Below are 19,808 nucleotides of genomic sequence, written 5' to 3'. Positions count from 1 at the left end.
GGGAAACGAAGATGTCGGAAGACGACCTGAAGATCCTGCTGCTCGGCCCGATCCGGGCCGAACGGGGCGGTGCCAACCTCTACCTGGGCACTCCCCGGCAGCGGGAGGTGCTCGCCGTACTGGCGCTGCGCTGCGGGATGGTGATGTCGGTGCCGCAGATCGTCGACGCGGTCTGGAACGGGCGCCGGCCGGACTCGGTGGAGAACATGGTGCACACCTACATCGGTCGGCTGCGCCGGGTGCTGGAGCTTCCCGGCCGGCCGCCGGCACTGGCCCGGGTGCTCCGCTCCACCCGTCCGGGATACACCCTCGACATCCCGGCGGTCGCGGTCGACGTCACCCGGTTCGAGCACGACGTCAGGGTGGCCCGGGCGGCCCGGGCCCAGGGCGAGTTGTCCCGGGCGCTCGGCTCTTTCCAGCAGGCGCTGGCCCGCTGGTCCGGCCTGGCGCTGCAGGAGGCGACCGGGCCGCTGGCCGAGGCGGAGCGGATCCGCCTCACCGAGCTGCGTCAGGATGCGGTGGAGGAGGCCACCGGGGTACGGCTGCTCCTCGGGGACGTGGAGAACCTCGTCTCCGAGCTGCGCTGCATGCTTGCCGAGCAGCCGATGCGGGAGCGGCTCTGGGAACTGCTGCTGGTCGTCCTCGGCCAGACCTCGCGGCGGGCCGAGGCGCTGACCGCCTTCGAAGACGCCCGGGTCACCCTGGCCGACCGGCTCGGGGTGGAGCCGGGGCACCGGCTCCAGGACCTGCACCGGCGGCTGCTGCGCAGCGAACCGGTCACGGTGCGGCCGTGGTGGGAGCGGCGGGTCCCGGTCTGACCCCGGAGACCGGCTCGGCACGGTCCGACGGGGCGCGGCTCGATGGAGCGTGACCCGGTTCGGCGTGGCCCGGCTGGGCGTGACCCGGCTCGATGGCCGGCTCGGCGGGATCCAACCCGGCGGATCCGCCGCGCCTGGGGCCACCGGCCCGTCCGGTCGCCTCCTGGCCGGTGAGGACGAAGAAGGCACCGGCAGGACTGTCCCCGAGGCGCGCGGGGACCTCCTCGGCGACGGAGAGGCCGCAGGCCCGGACGACCCGGGCGAACTCCTCGGCAGGGGCTTCGTGGTAGATCTGCACGACGATCCGGCCTCGGGGCGTCAGCATCGCGGGCAGCCGGCGCAGCAGGTCGGCGGCCTCGGCCTCGGTCAGGTAGTAGACGACCTCCCGGAGCAGGATCGCGTCGTACCGCCGCGCGGTGTCGAAGGTGCGGATGTCGGCCACCTCGAACGACGTGTCCGGCCGGTCCAGCGCCCGAGCCGCCTCGATCGCCCGGGAACTGAGGTCCACGCCGTGATAGTGCCGGTAGCGACCCGGCGCCAGCGGCAGGTTCGCACTGGTGCCGCAGCCCAGGTCCAGGATCGTCGGCCGGGGCGCCCAGGTCTCGATCAGCGACAGCGGCATGTTCCCGTCGGACATGTCGTCGAGATAGCGCCAGAACCCCAACGCGTACTGCGCGTTCCACCATGCCCTGTTCATTCTTGGATTGGATCGGATCAGCACCCGTACCGGGACTCGGATCAGCCGCGCCACCGCACGGACCAAGGCATTCGACATGGTGTCACCGACATTTCTCGACGTGGGACGGATCCCGGACGCTCCGGGAATGACGCTATCGATGTTCCTGGCTGGCAGACCGGCCGGACGGGAGGTCGGGTCAGCCGGTCAGCGCGGGGTCGACGGCCCTGCGGAGGCCGAGCCGGCGCCGGTGGACGTACTGGGCGAGCAGCAGCCCACCCGCGCCGACCGCCACCTCGCTGACCGCGCAGACCAGCCGGCTGGTCAACACCACCGGGGCGGCGACCGACACCGGCATCACGGTGGCCAGCCCCACCATCAGCACCGCCTCCCGGACGCCGAGCCCGTCCGGGACGACCATCACCAGCAGCCCGGCCACGGTCGCGGCGGCGAAGCCGGCCACACAGACAAGGTAGGAGCGCAGCGGTGGGGCGCCGGCGGTCAGGGCCAGCAGCCAGAGGTGGTGCCCGGAGATCACCCAGGAGAGCGACTGTGTGGTGATCGCCCGCCGGATGCCGGCCCGGGACGCGCTGACCTGCGGCGGTGGCCGCCGCAGCAGCCGCGCCGTCCTGGCGAGTCCCCGGTTGAGCAGGTCCGGGCGGACGAAGAGCGCCACCAGCGGGAGTACGGCGAGCAGCATCCACCCGGCCGCCCGGTCGAACACCGCCGGTCCGGCCGCGAGGCCGACGGTCATCCCGGTGAGCGCCACCACCACCCAGCTCAGCAGGAAGACGCCGGCCAGCCGAACCGCCCCGACGTTGATCTCCTTGCCGAGCCGGAGCAGCACCGGCAGCGCGACGAACCGGCCTGGGACGAACTTGGCGAGGAACCCGACGAAGAACAGCCGGGCGGCGGTCCACCGGTCCACCGCCGCGCCGAGGTCGGCGAAGAGCGCCTGCCAGGAGTGGTACCCGAGCAGCAGCCCGACCGAGTTGATCAGCAGCGCGCCGCCGAGTACCAGTCCGACCTGGACCGGATCGAGCCGCTGCGCCAGTGTGCGCACCGGCGTCCAGTCCTGGTCCCGCAGGAACAGCACCAGCCCGACCGTCAGGGCCAGCCCGAAGACCACGACCAGCAGTTGGTTGACCCGCCGCCACCAACCGGACCGCCGCTCGACCGCGCGCCGCACCGCCTCGACCACCGAGCCGGTCGAGCCCGATGGGTCGACGGGTCCGGTCGAGCCGGTCACCGGGTCGACTCCGGGGCCAGCGGGGCGACCCGGCCGGACCGGGGGCGCCGGAGCAGCGCCCGACCCAGCCCGAGCGCCAGCCCGGCGAACTCGGTCAGGTGGGTCAGGAACCGCATCGCGGTGGCGAAGAGCAGGAAGCCCGCCCCACGCTGCCGGAGCGCGAACCCGAGCAGTGCCCGGTCTGCGCCGAGGAAGGCGGCCAGTCCGCCCAGCGGCACCAGCAGCAGCCACGGCGACCAGGCGGCCAGCGCCAGCCCGGCCACCGCGAGGGCGCTGCCCAGCAGCCCGACCACCGAGCCGAGGTCGATCCGGTGCGGCGCACGCCGGTCGGCGGACTCGACCGTGGACGGCGCCGGCCCGGGCGCCCAGCGCGCCGCGACGACCGCCCCGGCGTACGTCCGGGCCCGGCGGAAGTGCTCCGACAGGTACGGCCCCAACCGGTCCACGTCGTCGTGCCGGCCCAGTACCCGGTCGCTGGTGCGGATCTCGTACGACGTTGGCAGGCGGGTGCCGAACTCGATGTCCTCGGCATCACGCAGCCGCTCGTCGAAGCCGCCCACCAGCTCGAACACCGCCCGGGGGACGGCGGTGAGCGCGAACATGGTGATCGCGGTGACCCCGACGTCGCGGCGCCGCCAGAAGTGCTCGAAGAGCGTCTTGTAGGACTCGACCGGCCCGTCCGCGAACAGGGGGGTCAGGTCGTAGATCCCCTGTACGACGCCGCAGCCGGGATGGGTCCGCAACTCGGCCACCGCCCCGGCCAGCGCGTCGGGCGCCAGCGCGATGTCCGAGTCGACGAAGAACAGCAGGTCCCCGCCGGCTCGGGCGGCCCCGGCATTCCGGGCCGCGGAGACGCCCCGGTTCACCGGAAACGCCAGCAGGGTGCAGGGAAACTCGGCCGCGATCTGCCGGGACCGGTCGGTGCTCGCGTCGTCGACGACGATCACCTCGGCCGCCGGCCGGGTCTGCGCGTAGATCGCCGCGAGACAGGCCCGGAGAGTCTTTTCCTTGTTGTAGTTCGGGACGATGACCGACACCCGCGCGAATCGCGGGTCGACGGTGTGGTCGAGTGGAGACAATGCGCCTGGTCACCCCCTTTTTTCCGGCGGGCCGGTAAACGGTAGCAATCGGCGTACCGCAATTTCTGGAACCAGCCTGGATTACCCAGTGCGACGGCGGCACCGCCGCGCAGGGCGTACGGCGGCGCCGGCGTCCGGTGCCCCGCCGGTCAGAGCGGCGGCCACGCGTTGGCCAGCAGCTGCCGGAAGTGCGCCGGGAACCACTCGCCGACCGGTGGGGCGTTCTGCATCGCACCGCTGGTCACCGTGGGGAACAGGTGCGGGCGGTACGTCGGGTCGCACATCGGCTCGTACGGCCGGTTCGCCCCGAGCACGTCACTGGCACCGTCGGACTCGCCGGGCGGCTTGATCCAGGCGTACGCGTCGATGCCGGCCTCCGGCGCCGCGACCGGCCGTACGCCGAGTCCGGCGCCGACCTGGTTGCACCAGTTGCCGAGGTAGCCGCGCCGGTCGGTCCGGCCCGCCTCGACGTACTCCTCGGCGCTGGTCGACGGTCCGGGGCCGGTGGGCCGGGCCGGGCCGCCCCACCCGTTCCGCGAGGTGTCGACCAGCATGCCGACGCGGACGGAGAAGCCGCTGGCGACCAGCAGTTGGCGCAGTTGTTGGGCGTACGGCAACTCGTCGACGTAGGCGTTGCCGGCGATCCAGGCTGTGTCCCGCACCGGCTGGCCGTTCACCACGTCGTCGGCGTCGAGGTACGGCTCGCGCAGTACCGAGTAGTTGGCGACGTTGACGGTGAAACCGTGCACGGCCGAGGGAGTGCTGCCGGCGGTGCTGGCCGCCTGGTGCAGCAGCGCCGCCGTCGCGGCCCCGTCCGTCGACCAGCCGAGTTGGCCGTGGTGGCTGGCATCCAGATAGGCGTAGACGTTGGGCACGGTGGCCAGTCGGGCCAGGGCGTAGCCGATGCCGGCGAGGTGGCTGCCCTGGGCCTTGACCCGGTCGCAGCCGGCGGTCGCGGCGGGGCGGGGCGAGGTGTGGGTGACCAGGTTGGGCAGCGAGTTCGGCTCCACGACGGTGACGATCCGCAGCCCCGCGTAGCTCGGGTCGGCGAGGATCGCCACGATCGGGTCGACGAACTCGCTCCGGTACCGGTCGAGTTCGTCGATGGCCAGCTCACCGTAGCTGACCCGGCGGTCGCAGTCCCGCCCGGGCAGGTTGTAGAGGGTCAGCTGCACCAGGTCGGCGCCCTGCGCCAGTGCCGTGTTCAGGTGGCCGCGCAGCCCCATCCGTCCGGGCGTGCCGTCGATGGCGGCGATCCGGTCCAGCCACACCGCGGTCGGCTGGTCGGCGACGGCCGCCCCGCCCGGTTCGGCGTGGGCCCGAACGGACCACTCCGGGTTCAGGTACGCCGTCGCACCGACATACGGGTTGTCCACCGGACCTCTCTCGACCTTCGCGGCGCGGGCCGGGGAGGGGACGGAGCCGGCCACCAGGGCCAGCGCGGTCAGCATGGTCAGGGCCCGACGCGGTCCCGCCGACGCGGGTACGGGTAGCGGCAGCGTCATGGTTTCGCTCACCCCGCGAGATCCAGCCGTCCGGGGAGACGGCTATTGATGACTGTGAATTGATAGTACTGTCTGGTCCGCCCGGTCGGCGGGGCGCCGCTGTCGGCCGGTCACCGCTTCGGAACGCGCCGGACGCAGGACGATCGGGAAACCGGAGGGTCCGCCCCGGACGGTCGGCAGCCCTCCGGTACCCGCACGGAAGGCGCCCTGCCCTGAGCAGGTCGGACCGGCGGCCGCCCGGCGACGACAGGGCGGCCGGACGGTCAGCCGGGGGTACGGCCGACGGCGTACCGGAACGCGTTGTCCAGGCGGTAGCCGCCGTCCGGCTTCCGGAACGGGCGGGCGGCGTCGCGCACCGTCGCTGCGGTGGCGGCCATCGTCTCCGGGTCCTCGCCGAGCAGCACGCCACGCACCAGCGCGTCGTCGTCGGGCGCGTACCAGGGAACCGGGACCAGCCCCGCCGCCACCACGTCGAGCCCACCGTCGGCGAGCAGCCGCTCAAGGCCACCGGGCTGCCGCAACTCGCCGTCCGGCAGCGGCTCCTCGCCGGCGGCGTCCGCGACGGCCCGCTCGACGGTGTCCAGGTCGTTGTGCCGCCCCTCCGCCCAGTTGGCGATCGCGACCAGGCCACCGGGCCGGGTGACCCGGACGCACTCGGCCAGCGCCTCCAGGGTGTCCTCGGCGAACTGCACGGCGTTGACCGAGGTCACCAGCTCGAACGTGTGGTCCGGCCAGGGCAGCCGCTCGGCGTCGCCGACCCGGAGGTCGGCGGCGGGCACCCGGGACCGGGCCAACGCCACCATGCCGGGCGCCGGGTCGACGCCGGCGGTCACCGCGCCGAGCCGGTCGAGATATCCGAGCAGGTCACCACCGCCGCAGCCGACGTCGAGCACCCGGGAACCCGGCCCGATCCCACTCGCCGCCACGACGGCCCGCCAGACCGGCTCGGCGAAGCCGCCCCACAGTTCGGCCCAGCCGGCCGCGACGGCCGACCAGCGGTCCGGATCTGCCCCGTCCACCCACCCCTCCTCCGATGAGGTCCGTCCAGCCGGCCGGTGCCGACGGGCGCGTTCCCGCGCACCGGCGGGGATCTCGCTACCACCTCGGTTCAGTCGTCGCGCTGGTCGCGGCCGACCTCGCGGTCCCGGCGTACCGTCGCCCTGCGGCCCTTGATGGTGCTCTGCCGCAGCCGCGTGATCACCTCGTTCGCTGCCGACCTCGGCACCTCGACCAGCGAGAACCGGTCGGCGATCTCGATCGAGCCGATCTCCCGGCCGCTGACCTCGGTCTCGCCGGTGATCGCACCGACCAGGTCCTGCGGCCGGATGCCGGCCCGCCGACCGACCCCGATGAACAGGCAGGCCATGTCGCCGGAGCGGGGCCGGCCGCCGCGCCGGTCGTCCCGGCCACCGTCCCGGCCGCCGCCGCCGTCGCGCCGGGTTCGGCCGTCCCGGTCGGTCCGGAACGCCACCTGCGGGATGTCCTCCTCCTCGTCAACCGGGCCGCCGCCCGCCGACTCGTGCGCCAGTTTCACCGCCGCCAGCGCCACCTCCATCACGTCGAACTCGTCGGTGAGGGTCTCCACGATCACCCGGAACGGTTCGAGGTCGTCCTCCAGCAGGCTCTCGTGCAGCGCCGCCCGGGTCATCTCCAGCCGCCGGGTCCGCAGGTCGGCGACGGTGGGGATCTTGTCGATCGAGATCCGCTGCCCGGTGGTCCGCTCGATGGTCTTGAGCATCCGGTGCTCCCGGGGCTCGGCCAGGGTGATCGCCACCCCCTGCCGGCCAGCCCGGCCAACCCGGCCGATCCGGTGCACGTACGACTCCGGAGCCGACGGCACGTCGTAGTTCACCACGTGGGTGAGCTGTTCGATGTCCAGCCCCCGGGCGGCCACGTCGGTCGCCACCAGCAGGTCGGCGGTACCGGCCCGGAGCCGGCCCATCACCCGGTCCCGCTGCTCCTGGGTCATCCCGCCGTGCAGCGCCTCGGCCCGGTAGCCGCGACCGTTCATGGTCTCGGTCAGCCGGTCGACCTCCTCCCGGCTGCGGCAGAAGACGATCGCCGCGGTCGGCGCCTCGACGTCGAGTACCCGGCCGAGGGCGGCCGGCTTGTGCGCCCGGGCGACCACGTACGCGGTCTGCCGGACCAGCGGGGCGGTGCCGGTCGGCGCGGGCTGCCGGCCGATCTCGATCCGGGCCGGGTCCCGCAGGTACTGCCGGGCCATCCCGTCGATCCGAGCCGGCATGGTGGCGGAGAAGAGCACCGTCTGCCGCTGCTCGGGTACGTGTTGCAGGATCGCCTCGATGTCCTCGGCGAAACCCATGTCGAGCATCTCGTCCGCCTCGTCCAGCACCACCGTGCCGAGGCCCTCCAGCCGCAGGGTGTCCCGGGCGATGTGGTCCAGCGCCCGCCCCGGAGTTGCCACCACCACGTCCACCCCGCCGTCCAGCACCCGCAGTTGCCGGGCGATCGGCTGGCCCCCGTATATCGGCAACACCCGTACGCCGAGATTCCGGCCGTACCGGTGGATGGCCTCGGAGACCTGCACGGCCAGTTCCCGGGTCGGCACCAGGATCAGCGCCGCCGGCGCCCCGGAGCGCGGCCCGTCCGGCAGCCGGTGCAGCAGTGGCAGCGCGAAGGCGGCGGTCTTGCCGGTCCCGGTGGCGGCCTGGCCGAGCAGGTCCCGACCGGCCAGCAGGGGCGGGATGGCGGTCCGCTGGATGGCGGTCGGCTCCTCGTAACCCAGCGTGCCGAGCGCGTCCAGGAGTTCGGTCCGCAGCCCGAGGTCCGCGAAGGTGCCGGAGTCGTCGTCGGGGTCGTTCGGGCTGGTGCTGACCGGCGGAGCGGGTGGTGCGCTGTCGGAACTCATACCCACCAGCTTTTCACCACGCCGAACCGGGCGATGCGGCGACCGGCGGATCCCGGCCGGCCACCGCCCGCCGGGCGGTCTTTCTCGTTGCCCGGTGGCGCCATCGTGCGGCGGCGCCGCGGCGCCGAACCGACCGGCGGCGGAACGGTCCGCCCGGTGGCCGGCGCACCGATCGGCTCCCGGGCCGACCGTTCAGCGCAGCGACCGGCAGCCTTCCTGCCGGGCCCAGCCTTCAGCGCAGCGACCGGCTTCGGGGCAGCCGTTCAGCGCCGGGAACTGCCGCGGCGCGGCGGGGTCGGGGTAGTATCTGCATCGTGAATGCAGAAAGTCCCGGCTTCGTCCTGCCCGGCGCGGCCGTGGTGGTGACCGGGGCGGGTTCCGGCATCGGCGCGGCGCTGGCCACCCGGTTCGCCGCGGAGGGCGCTCGGGTGCTGGTCAACGACCTCGACGCCGACGCTGCCCGGGCGGTCGCGGCCCGGATCGGCGGCGGGGTATTTCCCGCCGACATGGCCGACCCCGCCGCGGTGGCCGCGCTGGTCCGGTACGCCCGGAACCGGTTCGGCCGGATCGACCTGTTCTGCGCCAACGCCGGAGTGCCCGGCACCGGCGGGCTGGACGCCGCCGACCAGACCTGGGAGCACGCCTGGCGGGTCAACACCATGTCCCAGGTGTACGCCGCCCGCGAACTGCTGCCCGACTGGCTGGCGGCCGGGCGTGGCCGGCTCCTCGTCACCGCCTCGGCGGCGGGTCTGCTCACCCTGCTCGGCGCCGCCCCGTACTCGGTCACCAAGCACGCGGCGGTGGCCTTCGCCGAGTGGCTGCGGGCGAGCTACGCCCACCGGGGCATCGTCGTGCAGGCGCTCTGCCCGCAAGGGGTCCGCACTCCGATGCTGGAGCGGGGCGAAGGGCCCGGCGCCGCAATGCTCGCCGCCGGGGCGGTCACCCCCGAGCAGGTCGCCGAGCTGGTGGTGGCGGCACTCGCCGACGACCGGTTCCTGGTGCTGCCGCATCCGGAGGTGGCGACCTACTACACCCGGCGGGCCGCCGACCCGGACCGCTGGCTGCACGGGATGAACCGGGTGCAGCGCGACCTCGAACGGCTGGCCGATGACTGACCGGGCTTCACCGGCGGCGGATCGGGGCGACGGGCGCAACGCGCGGGCGGAACGCTCCCGGGCGGCGATCGTCGAGGCGCACCTTGCGCTGATCGGCGAGGGCGACCTCCGGCCGACGGGTGAGCGGATCGCCGAGCGGGCCGGGGTGTCGCTGCGGACACTCTGGACCAATTTCAAGGACATGGAGACCCTTTTCGAGGCCAGCGGCGAGCAGGTACTCCGGCAGCAGGACGCGGCCCACCGGCCGATCTCCCGGGCGCTGCCGCTGGCCGAGCGGGTCGAGGCGTACTGCCGGCAGCGGGCCCGACTGCTCCAGTTGATCGCGCCTGCCGCCCGGGCCGCGCAGCTGCGGGAGCCGGTCTCCGCCGCGTTGCGCCGCAACCGCCTCAGGCACGTCGACCGGGTCCGCGCCGAGGTCGAGGAGTTGTTCGCCGACGAACTCGACCGGGCCGGCGCCGGCCGGGAGCAACTCGTGCACGCGCTGGTGGCCAGCAGCATGTGGCCGAGCTGGTCGATGCTGCGCGACGGGCTCGGGCTGGGCGTGCACCAGGCCCGGGCGGTGATGGCCCGCACCGTCGCCGCGCTGCTGGCCGACCCGGGATCGCGCTGACCGAGCCGGCCGCGGCGCAACCGCCCGGAAGACACTGCCCGGCCATGCCGCTACTCGCCGACCTGCCCGTCGATGGCCTCCCGGATCAGGTCGGCGTGGCCGTTGTGCCGGGCGTACTCGTCGATCATGTGGTTGAGCACCCAGCGGAGCGAGAGTGCCTGAGCGGTGACCGGGTGGGTGCCCAGCGCCTCCAGCGGACGCTCGGCGGCGATCTGGCGGGACTGCGCGACCTCGGCCCGCCAGATCGCGAACGCGGTCTCGCCGGTGGCGGAGTCGAGGTCGTTGAAGTCCTCGTCGTCGTCATCGGTCGCCGTGTAGAGACTGCCCGGGAAGTTCCCGGCGACCACCGCCTGGAAATACCATCGCTCGACGCCGGCCAGGTGCCGCACCAGGCCGAGCAGGGTCAGATTGGAGGAGGGGACCGCGCGCCGCCGGAGCTGTTCGTCGGAGAGCCCGGCGCAGGTGCGGACCAGCGCCTCCCGGTGCCAGTCGAGGAAGCAGGTCAGGACGGTCCGCTCGTCGGCGTCGGCCGGGAGCTGGAAACGGTCGTCGCGCATGGTCCGGATGCTAGGCGCCGGGTGTGACACGACCCCGTCGTCGCCGGACCGGAGTCACGGATAGTCGGCGGACCGGAATCGTGGGAAGTCGCCCCCCACCCACGCCCGCCCGATCAGCTGAGCGCGGCGCCGATCCGGCGGCGGAGCGCGTCGGGACCGGCCGGACCGGGGTGCAGGAGCACCCGCAACGCCGGCCCGGCGGTCGGGTCGGCCGCACCGGCCGCGACCGTGCCGAGTACGCCGAGCAGGATGCCGAACTGCTCCGGTGGCTCGTCGGCGAGCAGTTCCGCCGCGTCCGTCACCACCAGCGTCCGGGGCCGCTCCGCGACGAGGTCGGTGAGGCACTCCTCGAAGGCGTCCCAGTTCCGACCGAAGTAGTCCGGAAAGTCCAGCCGGGCCGCCCACTCGGTGAACAGGGCGGCCCGGGTACGGCTTCCGGCCCCGGCGAGCACGGCGGAGTCCCGGGCCGGTGGGTCGGCCGACACCCTCAGCCAGGACGGAACTACCGGGTCGGACTGGTCGGGCATGGTGGTCCCTCGGTCGGTCCGGCCTCCCGACCGGATGGCTGCTGCTGCCAGGGCGACGGTACGCCGAGGCCGGGCGTCCGGTGCGGTCGTCAGAGCCGGTAGAAGTCCGTGTAGTGGTTCGGGGTGAACCAGGTCGCCCCGGTCGCCTTGTTCACCACGATCCGGTACGCGTCCCGGGCCGCACCGCGGTTGCGCGGGTAGACGTCGTACTCGTAGTAGGTGGCGTTGGCCGGCAACTGGCCCTCGCGGTTGAAGTGCTGGCCACCGGCGTAGTTGTAGAGCCCGCCGCTCCACGAGTACCAGTTGCGGGTGGTGGGGAAGCCCCGGCTCGCCCAGCCGCTGCGGGCGGTCCGGGCGTCCGCACAGCGCGCCATGGTGCACGAGCTGTAGACGGCGGCCGACGCGGAGCCGGTCTGGGTCGGTGCGACCACGGCCGGTCCGACCAGCAGGCCGGCGACCAGGGTGACCAGCACGGCGAAGCTGGTCAGGAACCGGTGGGCCCGGGCCGGGGTGGCCGGGACGGGACGGACGGTCCAGCGGGGAGCGGCGGATACGGCCAAGGTGTCCTCCAGTTCGGACGGAGCCCGCGGGGTGTGCGGGTCAGCTCCATCCTCGACAGCCGAGGTCCCCGCCGGTAGGGGCCGGCGGTGAAGTTAATCGATGCGCCACCGGCTGTTCCCACCGACGATCACTGCGCTCCCTGCCGACGATCACTGCGCCTCCCGTCGGGATCGGGTCGGGGACGGTCCGGTGCGCTCCGGCCACCGGACCGGGCGGTGGCCGGTTCCGGCCCGGACATGGCTCAGCGAAACCACACAAACGGAGATCCCTGTCGGTTTGGTTCCGGCGTTGCTCAGGCAGCCCGCAACGCAGTCAACTGGGCAGCGGCACGGAAGGAAGCCGATGCCGGCGCGGGCGGAATGTCCTGGATGAAGCTCTGGTGCGGCGAGCAGATGACCAAACTGTTACGACCGGATGTTGACTCCCCACAGGAACGGGCGTAAACAGAAGGTAAGCAAAAGCAACCGGGCGGGAGATCCAACAGATGTACGCCGAGGAACGTCAGCAGGAGATCCTGCGTCTGGCCCGCGAGGCGGGCCGGGTCGACGTGATGGCGCTGGCCGAGGGCATGAACGTGACCGCGGAGACGATCCGCCGGGACCTGACCGTGCTGGAGCGGGCCGGCGTGCTTCGCCGGGTGCACGGCGGGGCGATCCCGGTCGAGCGGATCGGCTTCGAGCCCGCACTCGCCGCCCGGGACGCCGTACTCATCACCGAGAAGGAGCGGATCGCCAAGGCGGCGCTGGCCGAGCTGCCTGACGAGGGTGCCGTCATCCTCGACGCCGGCACCACCACCGCCCGGCTGGCGCACCTGCTGCCCTCCGACCGGGAACTGACCGTGGTGGTCAACTCTCCGGTGCTGGCCTCTGCACTCGGAATTAAGCCCAACCTCACGGTGCTGCTGCTCGGCGGCCGGTTGCGCGGCAAGACATTGGCCACAGTGGATGACTGGGCGCTGCGCCCGCTCGCCGAGCTCTACGTCGACGTCGCCTTCATGGGTACCAACGGCTGCTCGGTCGAGCGGGGGATGACCACCCCGGATCCGGCCGAGGCGGCGGTGAAGCGGGCGATGATCGGTGCCGCCCGCCGGGTGGTACTGCTCGCCGACCACACCAAGATCGGCAACGACTACCTGGCCCGGTTCGGCACCCTGGCCGACCTCGACCTGCTGATCACGGACAACGGAGTCGACGAGGAACTGGCCGACGACGTCGAGGCGGCCGGCGTACGGGTGGTGCGGGCATGATCCTCACCGTCACGCTCAACCCCAGCCTGGACCGGGCGATGGAGATCGACCTGCTGGTCCGGGGCGAGGTGATCCGGGCCTCCTCCGCACACCTCGACCCGGGCGGCAAGGGTGTCAACGTCTCCCGGGCCCTGCTGGCCAACGGGGTGCCGTCCCGCGCCGTGCTGCCGGTCGGTGGCGAGGAGGGGGCCCAGCTCGTCCGGCTGCTGGAGGGCGAGGGCGTCGAACTGCTGGTGGTGCCGATCGCCGGCCGTACCCGGTCGAACATCACCCTCGCCGAGCCGGACGGCACGGTAACCAAAATCAACGAGTCCGGCCCGGTCCTGACCGGGCCGGAGTTCGCCGAGGTCACCAGGGCGGTGCTGGCGGCGGCCGGCTCGGCCGACTGGGTGGTGGCCTGCGGCAGCATGCCGCCGGGGCTGCCGGTGGCGGCCTTCGGCGACCTCTGTGCCCGGCTGGTCGATGCCGGGGTGCGGCTGGCGGTCGACACCAGCGGGCCGGCGCTGCGGGCTGCCGCCGAGGCCGGCGTGGCGCTGGTCAAGCCGAACCGGGAGGAGTTGGCCGAGGCGGTCGGCGCCCCGCTGCGGTCCCTCGGCGACGTGGTCGACGCCGCCGCCCGGCTCCGGAGCTGGGGCGCCGGCGCCGTGCTGGCCAGCCTCGGCGCCGACGGCGCGGTGCTGGTCGACGCGGCGGGCGTGGTCACCGGGGAGTCGCCGGTGGTGCAGCCGAAGAGCACGGTCGGGGCCGGCGACGCGCTGCTGGCCGGGTTCCTGGCGGCCGGCGCGCGCGGCCCGGACGCCCTCGCCGAAGGGCTCGCCTGGGGCGCCGCCGCGGTCATCCTGCCCGGCAGCCGGATGCCCGGCCCCGGCGACCTGGTCCGGAACACCGTCCGACTCCACCCCCGACCGGACCTGGTCCGGCCGCTGCTGCCGCAGGGGTGAGCCGGTCATGCCAGCAACACAGCGACAGCATCCCGGACGTCGGCCGACCCCCGGAGCCGACGGCATGACATCCGAACCGGGCCGCGTTCGGTAACGCGGGCCAACCTCTGCGAAGGAGTCCCCCTCATGGCCGTGTCGTACACCCCGGAGGTCCAGGGCAGCGGCTTCAAAGCCCAGGTCCAGCGGATCGGCGGTCACCTGGCCGGAATGGTCATGCCCAACATCGGTGCGTTCATCGCCTGGGGCCTGATCACGGCGCTTTTCATCCCGACCGGCTGGCTGCCCAACGAGGACCTGGCCAAACTGGTCGATCCGATGATCTTCAGCCTGCTGCCGATCCTGATCGGTTACACCGGCGGCCGGATCGTGCACGGCCAGCGCGGCGCGGTGGTCGGCGCGGTGGCCACCGTCGGCATGATCGTCGGCGCCGACATCCCGATGTTCCTCGGCGCGATGATCATCGGGCCGGCCGCCGCCTACCTGATCAAGCTCTTCGACCGACTGGTCGAGGACCGGATCCGGCCCGGCTTCGAGATGCTGGTCGACAACTTCTCCGCCGGCATCGTCGGTGGCGGCATGGCGTTGTTCGGCGTCTGGCTGGCCGGCCCGGTGGTGGGCCGGCTCAGCGACTGGGCCGGTAGCGGAGTGGACTGGCTGATCGGGCAGAACCTGCTGCCGGCCGCGTCCGTACTGGTGGAGCCGGCCAAGGTGCTCTTCCTGAACAACGCGATCAACCACGGCGTACTGTCGCCGCTGGCGGTGGCGCAGGCACAGGAGACCGGCAAGTCGATCCTGTTCATGATCGAGTCGAACCCCGGCCCGGGCCTCGGCCTGCTGCTCGCGTTCTTCCTCTTCGGGCCGCGCTCGCTGCGGCCGAGCGTGCCGGCGGCCGGCATCATCCACTTCCTCGGCGGCATCCACGAGATCTACTTCCCGTACGTGCTGATGAAGCCGCGCCTGATCCTCGCCACCATCGCCGGTGGCGCCGCCGGAGTCGGCACCTTCATGATCACCGGCGCCGGTCTGGTCGCCACCCCCTCGCCGGGCAGCATCTTCGCCTACGCGGCGGTCACCCCGCGCGGCGGCTGGTTCGGCATGGTGCTCGGCGTGCTGGTCGCCACCGCAGTCTCCTTCGTGGTCGCCTCGGCGCTGCTCGGCTTCGGCAAGCTCAACGGTGAGCCGAAGGCCGACGAGGTCAGCGGCGGCGAGACCGAGGACCCGACGCCGGCCCAACCCACCACCGAGGGCCGGGACCGCGAGACCAGCCCGGCCGTGGCCCGGTCCGCCACCGCCGAGAGCTGACCGGACCACCGTACGAACGAGAGGGGCACCGCCATGGGCAGCATCAACGGTAAGGACATCCACAAGGTCGTGGTCGCCTGCGACGCAGGGATGGGCAGCAGCGTCATGCTCGCCAGCCAACTTCGCAAGCAGCTCAAGAAGTACTCGGTCACGGTGGAGCACACCCCGGTCAACTCGATCCCGGGCGACGCCGACGTGGTGATCACGCACAACGGGCTGGCCGCCCGGGCCCGGGCCGCCGCCCCTGACAAGATCGTCGTGCCGTTCCAGGTCTTCCTCGGCGACCCGGCGGTGACCGCCGTGGTCAAGGCGATCGAGTCCGGTGGTGAGGTCAGTGGCTGAGCTGACCGGAGACCTGCTCGACCGGCGGGCGATCCGGCTGACCGAGGTGGCCGCCGACCGTGACGAGGCGATCCGCCGCTGCGGCGAGGCCCTGGTCGACATCGACGCGGTCCACCCGGAGTACGTGCAGACCATGCTTGCCCGGGAACGCTCCGTCTCCACCTACGTCGGCGAGGAGGTGGCGATCCCGCACGGCACGCTCGCCGGCAAGGACCTGGTGCACCGGGACGCGCTGGCGGTGCTCCGGTTTCCGGCCGGAGTCGACTGGGGCGGCCAGCCGGTCACCGTCTGCGTGGCGATAGCCGCCCGCGGCAACGGCCACGTCGAGCTGCTGGCCAGCCTCGCCGAGATCCTGCTCGACCCCGACCGGGCCCGCGCGCTGCGCGAGGCCACCGACCCCGAAGACGTGCTGGCCCTGCTCACGCCGGCACGGGAGGACAGCAACCCATGAAGTCCGTTCGATTCCACGCCCCCGGTGACGTACGCATCGAAGACGTCCCCGAGCCCACCCCGGGCCCGGGCGACGTCAAGATCCGGGTACGCAACTGCTCCACCTGCGGCACCGACGTGAAGATCTCGAAGTTCGGGCACCACCACATCCACCCGCCCCGCGTGATGGGGCACGAGATCGCCGGCGAGGTGGTGCAGACCGGATCCGAGGTCACCGGCTGGGCGGCCGGAGACCGGGTACAGGTGATCGCGGCGATCCCGTGCGGCACCTGCGCCGAGTGCCGGCGGGGCCGGATGACCGTCTGCCCCAACCAGGAGTCGATGGGCTACCACTACGAGGGCGGCTTCGCGCAATACCTGGTCGTCCCGGCGAAGGTGCTGGCGGTGGAGGGGCTGAACCGGATTTCGGACGGGGTCGGGTTCGCCGAGGCGTCGGTGGCCGAGCCGCTGGCCTGCGTACTCAACGGGCAGGAGCTGGCGCGGGTCGGCCCCGGCGACGACGTGGTGGTGGTCGGCTCGGGGCCGATCGGCTGCCTGCACGTCCGGCTGGCCCGGGCCCGGGGCGCCGCCCGGGTCTTCCTGGTCGAGCTGAACCGGGAGCGCCTGGAGCTGGCGGCCGCACTGGTGCGTCCGGACGCGGCGATCTGCGGCGCCGAGGTCGACCCCGTGGACGAGGTGCTGAAGCTGACCGACGGACGCGGCGCCGACGTGGTCATCACGGCGGCGGCCTCGGGCGCGGCCCAGGAGCAGGCGGTGCAGATGGCTGCCCGGCAGGGCCGGATCAGCTTCTTCGGCGGCCTGCCCAAGGACAACCCGATCATCTCGCTCGACTCCAACCTGGTGCACTACCGCGAGTTGACCATCGTCGGCGCCAACGGCTCCAGCCCGGCGCACAATGCCGAGGCGCTGCGTCTGATCGCCACCGGTTCGGTGCCGGTCTCCGACCTGATCACCCACCGGCTTCCGCTGGAGCGGGCCATCGACGCCTTCGGCGTGGTCGCCCGGGGCGAGGCCATCAAGGTCACGATCGAACCCTGAGAGAGGGAGGCCATCATGGCTACGCGTACGGTGACGGTCGGCTCCGCCAGCGGCCTGCACGCCCGCCCGGCGGCACTCTTCGTCGCGGCGGCCGGGGCCGCACCGGTCCCGGTGACCATCCGGACGGGCGAGAAGCGGGCGGTGCCGGCGAACAGCATGCTCTCGGTGCTCTCGCTCGGCGCCAAGCAGGGCACCGAGGTGGTGTTGGAGGCCGACGGCGAGGGCGCCGAGGCGGCCCTGGACGGTCTCGCCGAGCTGCTCGCCCGGGACCTGGACGCGGAGGAGCCGGCCGATGCCTGAGCCGGCGGGTTCACTGCATGGCATCGGGGTCAGCCCGGGGGTCGCCGGTGGGCCGGTGCTCCGGGTCGCCGGGGTGCCGGCGCTGCCCGCACCCGCCCCGGTGACCGATCCGGCGGCCGAGGCCGACCGGGCGGTGGCGGCACTGCGCGAGGTGGTTGCCGAGCTGAACCGTCGGGCCGAGCGGTCCGGGGAGAAGACCCTGGTCGACGTACTCCGGGCGCAGGCGATGATGGCCGAGGATCCGGTGCTGCTCGACGCCGTACGCGAGAAGGTGCTGGCCGGGTCGGACGGGCCGCACGCCATCGACGCGGCCTTCGCCACCCACCGCGCCGCGTTCGAGGCGGCCGGCGGATACCTGGCCGAGCGGGTCGCCGACCTGGACGACCTGCGCGACCGGGCGGTGGCGGTCTGCCTCGGCCGGCCGATGCCCGGGGTGCCCTCGCCGGGGCACCGGTACGTGCTCACCGCCTGGGACCTGGCCCCGGCCGACACCGTCGACCTGGACCCGGAACAGGTGGTCGCGCTGGTCACCGAGTCCGGCGGCCCGACCAGCCACACCGCGATCCTGGCCCGCGCGCTCGGGCTGCCGGCCGTGGTCGCCTGCCCTGGCGCCCGGGACCTCGCCGACGGCACGACGGTGCTGGTCGACGGTGCGACCGGGCTGGTCCGGGTGGACGTGGACCCGGCGGAGGTGGTCGCCGCCGAGACGGCCGACCGGGAGCACCGGACGGCCGTGGCGGCGGTCTCCGGCCCGGGGCGTACCTCGGACGGGCACCCGGTCGCCCTGCTGGCCAACATCGGCTCGGCCCGGGACCTGGCGGCGGCGGGCGGCGCCGAGGGGGTCGGGCTGTTCCGCACCGAACTGCTCTTCCTCGACCGGAGCCGGGAACCGTCCTTGGACGAGCAGGCCGAGGCGTACCGGGAGGTCTTCGCGGCACTGGCCGGGCGCCGGGTGGTGATCCGCACCCTGGACGCCGGTGCCGACAAGCCGCTGCCGTTCCTGCACCAGGCCGAGGAGCCGAACCCGGCGCTCGGGGTACGCGGGCTGCGGCTGGTCCGGCAGCGCCCGGAGCTGCTGCGGACCCAGTTGGCGGCGATCGCCCGGGCGGCCGAGCAGACGGGGGCGGAGGTCTGGGTGATGGCGCCGATGGTGGCCACCCGGGCCGAGGCGGCCGAGTTCGCCGACGCGGTGCACGCGGCCGGACTGCCGAAGGCCGGGGTGATGGTCGAGGTACCGGCGGCGGCTCTGCGCGCCGGTCAGCTGCTGGAGGTCGTCGACTTCCTGAGCATCGGCACCAACGACCTGAGCCAGTACACCTTCGCCGCCGACCGGCAGTCCGGTCTGCTGGCCGAGTTGCTGGATCCGTGGCAGCCGGCCCTGCTGCGGTTGATCTCCGAGGTGGGTGCCGCCGGGCGTGCCGTCGGCAAGCCGGTCGGGGTCTGCGGCGAGGCGGCGGCCGATCCGCTGCTCGCCCCGGTTCTGGTGGGCCTCGGGATGACCAGCCTGTCGATGTCGGGACGCTCGCTGGCCCCGGTGCGGGCCGCACTCGCCGGGCGTAGCCACGCCGACTGTGCCCGGCTGGCCCGGCTTGCGCTGGATGCCGACGACCCGGAGCGGGCCCGCAAAGCGGTCGCCTGACCCGCGAAGTCTGCTGGGCCGCGACATTGCCTGACGCGCGAACCGGCCGGGCAAGTTGACATGCAGCCGAATGGCTGCCTATTGTTCCAGGCAACCAGTTGGCTGCGTGTTCCACGGGATGGCGAAGATGGACGAGGTGTTCAAGGCACTCGCCGACGGCAGCCGCCGACGGCTGCTGGACAGCTTGAACACCCGTAACGGGCAGAGCCTCCGGGAACTGTGCGCGGGGCTTGCGATGACCCGGCAGTCGGTCAGCAAGCACCTCGCGGTGCTGGAGGCGGCCAACCTGGTCACCACGCTCTGGCGTGGCCGGGAGAAGTTGCACTACCTCAACGCCGAGCCGATCAACGCCATCGCGGACCGCTGGATCAACCGGTACGACCGGGGGCGGGTGCACGCACTCGCCGACCTCAAGAGGGCATTGGAGCAGGAACCCATGGGCGAGCGCGAATTCGTCTACACGAGCCACATCGACACGACCCCGGAACGACTCTGGCAGGCGCTGACCGATCCCGCCTTCACCAGCCGGTACTGGGGGATCACCTTCGAGACCGACTGGCAGGTCGGCTCGGAGATGGTCTGGGTGCACAACGGCGTACGGATCACCGGCCCGGAGCAGGTGGTGCTGGAGGCCGAGCCCTACCGCCGGCTGTCGTACGCCTGGCACGACTTCGGCCCGGAGTTCGCCACGGCGTACGAGATGGATCCGGCCGAGGTGGCCAAGCTGGCCGAGGAGCCGCGCAGCAGGGTGACCTTCGAGATCGAGCCTTGGGGCGGGGCGGTGCGGCTGACCGTCTTACACGAGGGTTTCCCGCCGGGCAGTTCGGTGCTCGACAGCGTCAGCGAGGGCTGGCCGGAGCTGCTCTCCAGCCTCAAGACACTGCTGGAGACCGGCGAGCCGCTGCCGCAGGGCGAGCCCGAGCCCGCCACCCCGGCCGCCGGCTGAGCCCGCCCGGCCGGTGGCCCGGCCCGCCGCCGGGCGGC

21 protein-coding genes are annotated in these 19,808 nt (G+C 73.1%); 12 read left to right on the top strand and 9 right to left on the bottom strand.

Annotation, left to right across the window (positions count from 1 at the left end; translation table 11 throughout):
• Nucleotides 1–11 precede the first annotated feature (11 nt).
• Nucleotides 12–818: an AfsR/SARP family transcriptional regulator gene (locus tag R6Y94_RS15880; RefSeq protein WP_318396620.1), complete on the top strand. Its 807-nt coding sequence runs from the start codon at nucleotides 12–14 to the stop codon at nucleotides 816–818.
• Here the strand turns inward: R6Y94_RS15880 and R6Y94_RS15875 are convergent.
• The 6 genes from R6Y94_RS15875 to R6Y94_RS15850 form a co-directional block, all read right to left on the bottom strand.
• Nucleotides 778–1,515: a class I SAM-dependent methyltransferase gene (locus R6Y94_RS15875; RefSeq protein ID WP_318396619.1), complete on the bottom strand. Its 738-nt coding sequence runs from the start codon at nucleotides 1,513–1,515 to the stop codon at nucleotides 778–780. The two genes, R6Y94_RS15880 and R6Y94_RS15875, sit on opposite strands and share 41 nt — an antisense overlap.
• Nucleotides 1,516–1,693: 178 nt before the next feature.
• Nucleotides 1,694–2,743 (bottom strand): lysylphosphatidylglycerol synthase domain-containing protein, encoded by a 1,050-nt coding sequence (locus R6Y94_RS15870; RefSeq protein WP_318396618.1) that lies wholly within the window; start codon nucleotides 2,741–2,743, stop codon nucleotides 1,694–1,696.
• Nucleotides 2,740–3,780: a glycosyltransferase family 2 protein gene (locus tag R6Y94_RS15865; RefSeq protein WP_318396617.1), complete on the bottom strand. Its 1,041-nt coding sequence runs from the start codon at nucleotides 3,778–3,780 to the stop codon at nucleotides 2,740–2,742. The genes R6Y94_RS15870 and R6Y94_RS15865 overlap by 4 nt, the downstream gene beginning before the upstream one ends.
• A gap of 191 nt (nucleotides 3,781–3,971) precedes the next feature.
• A complete protein-coding gene (locus tag R6Y94_RS15860; protein ID WP_318396616.1) occupies nucleotides 3,972–5,339 on the bottom strand; it encodes a glycoside hydrolase family 6 protein in 1,368 nt (455 codons plus the stop codon).
• A gap of 251 nt (nucleotides 5,340–5,590) precedes the next feature.
• Complete coding sequence (locus tag R6Y94_RS15855) at nucleotides 5,591–6,346, bottom strand: class I SAM-dependent methyltransferase (RefSeq protein WP_318396615.1); 756 nt, start codon at nucleotides 6,344–6,346, stop codon at nucleotides 5,591–5,593.
• Between the two features lie 89 nt (nucleotides 6,347–6,435).
• Complete coding sequence (locus R6Y94_RS15850; protein WP_318396614.1) at nucleotides 6,436–8,196, bottom strand: DEAD/DEAH box helicase; 1,761 nt, start codon at nucleotides 8,194–8,196, stop codon at nucleotides 6,436–6,438.
• 314 nt (nucleotides 8,197–8,510) lie between these two features.
• Between R6Y94_RS15850 and R6Y94_RS15845 the strand changes: the two genes are divergently transcribed.
• Together R6Y94_RS15845 and R6Y94_RS15840 are read left to right on the top strand one after the other, a co-directional pair.
• Nucleotides 8,511–9,311, top strand: coding sequence for an SDR family oxidoreductase (locus R6Y94_RS15845; RefSeq protein WP_318396613.1), 801 nt, complete (start codon nucleotides 8,511–8,513; stop codon nucleotides 9,309–9,311).
• Nucleotides 9,304–9,921, top strand: a complete 618-nt coding sequence (locus R6Y94_RS15840; RefSeq protein WP_318396612.1) for a TetR/AcrR family transcriptional regulator — start codon at nucleotides 9,304–9,306, stop codon at nucleotides 9,919–9,921. The genes R6Y94_RS15845 and R6Y94_RS15840 overlap by 8 nt, the downstream gene beginning before the upstream one ends.
• A gap of 50 nt (nucleotides 9,922–9,971) precedes the next feature.
• Here the strand turns inward: R6Y94_RS15840 and R6Y94_RS15835 are convergent, their stop codons facing one another.
• From R6Y94_RS15835 to R6Y94_RS15825, 3 genes are all read right to left on the bottom strand, one after another.
• Entirely contained in the window at nucleotides 9,972–10,478 is a 507-nt protein-coding gene (locus R6Y94_RS15835; protein WP_318396611.1) for a DinB family protein, read from the bottom strand.
• Nucleotides 10,479–10,591: 113 nt separating this feature from the next.
• The gene (locus R6Y94_RS15830; RefSeq protein WP_318396610.1) at nucleotides 10,592–11,005 is read right to left on the bottom strand and encodes a barstar family protein; all 414 of its coding nucleotides are present in this window, start codon (nucleotides 11,003–11,005) and stop codon (nucleotides 10,592–10,594) included.
• Nucleotides 11,006–11,094: 89 nt separating this feature from the next.
• Nucleotides 11,095–11,565 (bottom strand): ribonuclease domain-containing protein, encoded by a 471-nt coding sequence (locus R6Y94_RS15825; protein WP_318396609.1) that lies wholly within the window; start codon nucleotides 11,563–11,565, stop codon nucleotides 11,095–11,097.
• Nucleotides 11,566–12,050: 485 nt separating this feature from the next.
• Here R6Y94_RS15825 and R6Y94_RS15820 point away from each other — a divergent pair, with 485 nt between their 5' ends.
• From R6Y94_RS15820 to R6Y94_RS15780, 9 genes are all read left to right on the top strand, one after another.
• Nucleotides 12,051–12,812 carry a DeoR/GlpR family DNA-binding transcription regulator gene (locus tag R6Y94_RS15820; RefSeq protein ID WP_318396608.1) on the top strand — a complete coding sequence of 254 codons (762 nt, stop codon included), beginning with the start codon at nucleotides 12,051–12,053 and terminating at the stop codon, nucleotides 12,810–12,812.
• Entirely contained in the window at nucleotides 12,809–13,753 is a 945-nt protein-coding gene (pfkB, locus tag R6Y94_RS15815; protein ID WP_318396607.1) for a 1-phosphofructokinase, read from the top strand. The genes R6Y94_RS15820 and pfkB overlap by 4 nt, the downstream gene beginning before the upstream one ends.
• 126 nt (nucleotides 13,754–13,879) lie before the next feature.
• Nucleotides 13,880–15,055, top strand: coding sequence for a PTS mannitol transporter subunit IICB (locus tag R6Y94_RS15810; protein WP_318396606.1), 1,176 nt, complete (start codon nucleotides 13,880–13,882; stop codon nucleotides 15,053–15,055).
• A 33-nt stretch (nucleotides 15,056–15,088) separates the two neighbouring features.
• Nucleotides 15,089–15,397: a PTS lactose transporter subunit IIB gene (locus R6Y94_RS15805; RefSeq protein WP_203856323.1), complete on the top strand. Its 309-nt coding sequence runs from the start codon at nucleotides 15,089–15,091 to the stop codon at nucleotides 15,395–15,397.
• 1 nt (nucleotide 15,398) lies between these two features.
• Nucleotides 15,399–15,848, top strand: a complete 450-nt coding sequence (locus R6Y94_RS15800; protein ID WP_318396694.1) for a PTS sugar transporter subunit IIA — start codon at nucleotides 15,399–15,401, stop codon at nucleotides 15,846–15,848.
• Nucleotides 15,845–16,885: a zinc-dependent dehydrogenase gene (locus R6Y94_RS15795; protein ID WP_318396605.1), complete on the top strand. Its 1,041-nt coding sequence runs from the start codon at nucleotides 15,845–15,847 to the stop codon at nucleotides 16,883–16,885. The genes R6Y94_RS15800 and R6Y94_RS15795 overlap by 4 nt, the downstream gene beginning before the upstream one ends.
• Nucleotides 16,886–16,900: 15 nt before the next feature.
• Nucleotides 16,901–17,185 carry an HPr family phosphocarrier protein gene (locus tag R6Y94_RS15790; RefSeq protein ID WP_107256135.1) on the top strand — a complete coding sequence of 95 codons (285 nt, stop codon included), beginning with the start codon at nucleotides 16,901–16,903 and terminating at the stop codon, nucleotides 17,183–17,185.
• Nucleotides 17,178–18,824 carry a phosphoenolpyruvate--protein phosphotransferase gene (gene ptsP / locus R6Y94_RS15785; RefSeq protein WP_318396604.1) on the top strand — a complete coding sequence of 549 codons (1,647 nt, stop codon included), beginning with the start codon at nucleotides 17,178–17,180 and terminating at the stop codon, nucleotides 18,822–18,824. The genes R6Y94_RS15790 and ptsP overlap by 8 nt, the downstream gene beginning before the upstream one ends.
• A 118-nt stretch (nucleotides 18,825–18,942) precedes the next feature.
• Complete coding sequence (locus R6Y94_RS15780; protein WP_318396603.1) at nucleotides 18,943–19,770, top strand: ArsR/SmtB family transcription factor; 828 nt, start codon at nucleotides 18,943–18,945, stop codon at nucleotides 19,768–19,770.
• Nucleotides 19,771–19,808: the final 38 nt, after the last annotated feature.

Origin of the sequence: Plantactinospora sp. KLBMP9567 (assembly GCF_033446045.1) — a bacterium.
Taxonomy (GTDB): Bacteria; Actinomycetota; Actinomycetes; order Mycobacteriales; family Micromonosporaceae; genus Plantactinospora.
Note: the sequence above shows the minus strand (reverse complement) of the source record. Positions and strands in the feature narration are given on the sequence as shown.